This is a genomic window from Pseudoxanthomonas sp. LjRoot204_2 (assembly GCF_056175765.1).
Genome location: NZ_JBGFFG010000266.1, coordinates 1 through 4766 on the forward strand (window position 1 = coordinate 1; position 4766 = coordinate 4766).

Consider the following 4766-nt stretch of genomic DNA (forward strand, 5'->3'; position numbering starts at 1 on the left):
GTGCCAGATGATGCCGTCCTCGAACGCGTATTCGAGATTGGCGATCTGCGACAACGGCACGCTGCCGCCGCTGCTCGTCGGTACCGCCAGGCTGCCCAGCAGGTCGAGCCGCGTACGCTCTTCCTCGGGACCCCGCAACAGGATCTCGACCAGCTCGTTGCCTTCGCGATAGGTACTGACGCTCAGGCCCGACAGCGAGCCGGACAGGAAGTGCGACACCTGCGCCGTACTGACGCCCAGCGCGCGCGCGCGATCCTGGTCGATCTGCAGCCGCACGATCTTGCTCGGCTCGCTCCAGTCCAGGTTGACGTTGGAGACGTGCGGATTGGCGCGCACCTTCTCCGCCATCTGCCGCGCGATCGCCTGCACGCGATCGACATGCTCGCCGGACACGCGGAACTGGATCGGATACCCGACCGGGGGGCCGTTCTCGAGGCGGGTCACGCGGAACTGCAGTTCGGGGAATTGCGGCGCGACGTCGTCGACCAGCCAGCGACGGGTCGACTCGCGCGCCCGGGTGTCCTGCGTCAGCACCACGAACTGCGAGAAATGCGCCTGCGGCAGCTGCTGGTCCAGCGGCAGGTAGAAGCGGGGCGAACCGGTGCCGATGTAGGCCACGTAGTTGATCACGCCTTCCCGCGTGGCGAGCAGCTTCTCGAGCTTGCGCGCCTGGGCATCGGTGGACTTCAGCGAGCTGCCTTCGGCCAGCTCCAGGTCCACCATCAGTTCGGGACGCACCGAGTCGGGGAAGAACTGCTGCGGCACGAAACGGAACAGCGCGATGGACGCGACGAATGCGGCCGCGGTCACGCCGATCACCAGCCACCGATGGCGCAGGCAGAACGCCAGCCAGCCGCGGAAGCGCTGGTAGAACGGCGTGTGGTACGGATTGTGGTCGTGCGCATCGTGCGCCTTGGGTGCGAGCATGCCGGCGTACTGCGGCCAGCGATCCGCCAGCCGCGCGCGGAACGCATGCCAGCGTGCCGCAGGCGAGCCTGCTTTCGGCGGCTGCGGGTTGCCCAGGTCGGGCAGCATCTTGTCGCCCAGGTAAGGAATGAAGAGCACCGCCGCGATCCACGAAACGACCAGTGCGATCGTCACCACCTGGAACAGCGAACGCGTGTACTCGCCGGTGCTGGATGCAGCCGTCGCGATGGGCAGGAAGCCGGCCGCCGTGACCAGCGTGCCGGTGAGCATGGGGAAGGCGGTCGATTCGTAGGCGAAGCTGGCCGCCTTCAGCCGGTCGAAGCCCTGTTCCATCTTGATGGCCATCATCTCGACCGCGATGATCGCGTCGTCGACCAGCAGGCCCAACGCGAGCACGAGCGCACCGAGCGAGATCTTGTGAAGGCCGATGCCGAAGTAGTGCATCACCGCGAACGTCATCGCCAGCACCAGCGGGATCGACACCGCCACCACCAGCCCCGTGCGCATGCCCAGCGAGAAGAAGCTGACCAGCAGCACGATGATCACCGCTTCCGCCAGCACGCGGACGAACTCGCCCACGGAGGCTTCCACGGCCGCCGGCTGGTCGGACACCTTGCGCAGTTCCATGCCCAGCGGCAGGGTCTTCTGCAGGCGATGGAACTCGGCCTCGAGCGTTTCGCCCAGCGTCAGGATGTCGCCGCCGTCCTTCATCGCCACCGCGATGCCGATGCCCGGCTGCCCCATGAAACGCATGCGTGGCGCGGCCGGGTCGGCGAAGCCGCGCTTGATCTCGGCGATGTCGCCCAGCTTGACGGTACGGCCGCCGGCGCGGATCGGGAATTCGCGGATCTCGTCGACCGACGTGAACTCGCCGCTGATGCGCAGTTGCACCCGATCGGTCGGCGTCTCGAAGAACCCCGCCGGCGTCACCGCGTTCTGTTCTTCCAGCGCCTGCTGCACCGCGTTGAGCGGTATGCCCAGCGTGGCCAGCTTGGTGTTCGACAGCTCGATCCAGATCTTCTCATCCTGCAGGCCCACCAGTTCTACCTTGCCGACATCGTCCACCCGCTGCAGCTCCAGCTGGATGCGGTCGGCGTAATCCTTCATCACCGCGTAGTCGAAGCCTTCGCCGGTCAACGCATAGATGTTGCCGAAGGTGTCGCCGAACTCGTCGTTGAAGAAGGGGCCGATGACGCCGCTGGGCAGCGTGGCGCGGATGTCGCCGACCTTCTTGCGGACCTGGTACCAGAGTTGCGGCATGTCGCGCGACTTCAGGCTGTCGCGCGCAGCGAAGATCACCTGCGATTCGCCCGGCCGCGAATACGAACGGATGTATTCGTAGTTGCCGGTGGTCATCAGCGCCTTCTCGATGCGCTCGGTGACCTGCTGCGAAACTTCTTCGGCCGTCGCGCCCGGCCATACGGTGCGCACCACCATCGCCTTGAACGTGAACGGCGGATCCTCGGATTGCCCCAGGTGCTTGTACGACCACGCACCGATGATGCCGAGCAGGATCATGGTGAACAGCACAAGGCTGCGGTTGGTCAGCGCCCACTCGGAGAGATTGAAGCGGCGCATGCCGTTACTCCGAACGCGTGGCGATCGCCGCCGTGCCACCGGCGCCGACGGGCTTCAGCGGCCGGTTGCTGCGGTCCACCGGAGTGACGACCTGGCCCTCGCGCAGCAGGTGGCCACCCGCGGCGACGACCCAGTCGCTCGCCTTCACGCCCCCCAGCACGGGCACGGAAACGTCTCCGTAGGGTCCGAGCTGCACCGGGCGCGCCTGCACCTTGCCGCTGGCAGGATCGACCACCCACACCGTGGTCGCGCCGTCGTCGCCGCGCTGGATGGCCGACAGCGGCAGTTTCAGCGCCGCCTTCGTGCCGTTCTCCTGCACATAGACTCGGGCGCTCTGGCCCAGTTCGACCTGCTGCTGCGCATCGCCGACCAGGCTGACGCGCGCCGCGTACGTCCGTGTCTGCGCGTCGGCGGCCGGCGCGATTTCGCGGATGGTACCGGGCAGGCGCTGGCCGGGCGCATTCCAGAGTTCGATCATCACCGGCTGCCCCACGCTGAAGGCACGGATGCGGTTCTCGGGCAGTCCGATGGCGACTTCGCGCCCCCCATCGGCTGCGAGCGTGAAGACCGTCTGACCCGCGGCCACGACCTGGCCCGCTTCCGCCTGGCGGCTGGCGATCACGCCATCGCGCGGCGCGCGCAGTTGCGAATAGCCTTCCTGGTTGCGCATCACGTCCATTTGCGCGCGCGCCGCACGCGCCTGGCCCTCGGCGGCTTTCCAGGCGGCCACCTGCGCATCGTAGGCGGACTGGCTGATCAGCTTGTCGCCGACCAGCTTGGCGTAGCGGTCGCGGTCGCCACGGGCGCGGACCAGGTCGGCTTCGGCAGCGGCCAGTTGCGCCTGTGCCGCCTGCGCCTGCAAGGCGAAATCGCCCGCATCCAGTACCGCCAGCACTTCGCCCTTCTGCACGCGTGCACCGGCGTCCACGTTGCGGCGGACCAGGTTGCCGCCGACGCGGAACGACAGCGGACTCTCCTCGCGGGCGCGCACCTCGCCGGCATACGCCGACAATGCGGCATCGGCACCGCCGCCGGGCTGCACCACCAACGCCGGCCGCGGTGTTTCCGCGGGCTGTTCCGCGCTGCAGGCGGCCAAGCCCAGCAGGAGAATTCCGAACACTCCGTTCCAGCGCGTCTGGCGCATGACCGCTCCGTTGCGATTTCAATTAGTGGACTTGGCGGTATAGTATAAATATCGAACCGGGTAGTCTAGTATTACGTCATGGTCAGTCCACGCCCCGCATCCCGCCGCGCCAAGCCCCCCGTCAAGCCCGCCGCGAGCGGCCCCGGCCGGCCGAAGGACCTCGGCAAGCGCGCCGCCATCCTGGAGGCGGCCAAGCAGTTGTTCGCGCGCGAGGGATTCAACGGCGTGAGCATGGACCAGATCGCCGCCGAAGCGGGCGTCTCCAAGCTCACCGTGTACAGCCACTTCGGCGACAAGGACGCGTTGTTCGCTGCCGCGGTCCAGGCCAAGTGCGAGGAGATGCTGCCGGATGCCCTGTTCGAGATCGAACTGACCGGCAGCCTGCGCGACCAGCTGAAGGCCATCGCGCAAGCCTTCTTCGCGCTGATCACCAGCGAGGAGGCCATCAGCACGCATCGCATGATGATGGTCCCCGGCAACATCGACGACAAACTCAAGAAGACGTTCTGGGAAGCCGGCCCGCAGCGCACGCACGAGGCGTTCGCCACGCTGCTGCAGGCGCTGGTGGCCAAGGGCGAACTGGACATCCCGGATGTGGGCACGGCCTCGGTGCAGTTCTTCACCCTGATCAAGGGCGAGGTGCATGCGCGCATGACCTGCGGCCTTTGCAGCCAACCGGGACCGCTCGATACCCGTCGCCACATCGACGCCACCGTGGACATGTTCCTGAGGGCCTATGGCCGCCGCTGAAGCTGAAGCGCCACCCCGCGCGACGGAGGTTGCGGTGACTTCCGGCACTGCGCCCCCGGCCGGACCTGCCGCGATCCTTGCCCAGCGCGGACGATGCCAGCCCGGTAAAATGCCCGGCCCAGCCCTCCGCGTCGGATGACCACCCCCATGACGATCGATTACACCCAGGCCCGCGAAAACATGGTCGAGCAGCAGGTACGTCCCTGGGACGTGCTGGATGCGCGCGTGCTGGAGACGCTGGCCGCGCTGCCGCGCGAGAGCTTCGTGGCCGACGCGCACCGCGCGCTGGCCTACGCGGACCTGGAACTGCCGCTCGGGCATGGCCAGGCGATGGCCAAGCCCGTCATCGAGGGACGCACCCTGCAGG

Annotated in this window: 4 protein-coding genes; 2 read left to right on the plus strand and 2 right to left on the minus strand. The window is 67.6% G+C overall.

Features of this window, described 5'->3' with window-relative positions; genetic code table 11:
* On the minus strand, window positions 1–2505 hold a 2505-nt coding region (locus AC04L7_RS12600), incomplete at its 3' end, for an efflux RND transporter permease subunit (RefSeq protein WP_475513119.1).
* A gap of 4 nt (window positions 2506–2509) precedes the next feature.
* Window positions 2510–3649: an efflux RND transporter periplasmic adaptor subunit gene (locus AC04L7_RS12605; protein ID WP_435996631.1), complete on the minus strand. Its 1140-nt coding sequence runs from the start codon at window positions 3647–3649 to the stop codon at window positions 2510–2512.
* A gap of 78 nt (window positions 3650–3727) precedes the next feature.
* On the opposite strand from AC04L7_RS12605, the gene AC04L7_RS12610 reads away from it, so the two are divergent.
* Window positions 3728–4399, plus strand: a complete 672-nt coding sequence (locus AC04L7_RS12610; protein ID WP_296279285.1) for a TetR/AcrR family transcriptional regulator — start codon at window positions 3728–3730, stop codon at window positions 4397–4399.
* 147 nt (window positions 4400–4546) lie between these two features.
* Window positions 4547–4766, plus strand: a 220-nt coding sequence (locus AC04L7_RS12615) for a protein-L-isoaspartate O-methyltransferase family protein (RefSeq protein WP_475513120.1), incomplete at its 3' end; no start/stop codon positions are given.

Excerpts from the sequence above, each read along its gene's own strand:
- AC04L7_RS12610 (WP_296279285.1), top strand. The coding sequence starts at position 3,728 with ATGGTCAGTCCACGCCCCGCATCCCGCCGCGCCAAGCCCCCCGTCAAG.
- AC04L7_RS12605 (WP_435996631.1), bottom strand. The coding sequence starts at position 3,649 with ATGCGCCAGACGCGCTGGAACGGAGTGTTCGGAATTCTCCTGCTGGGC.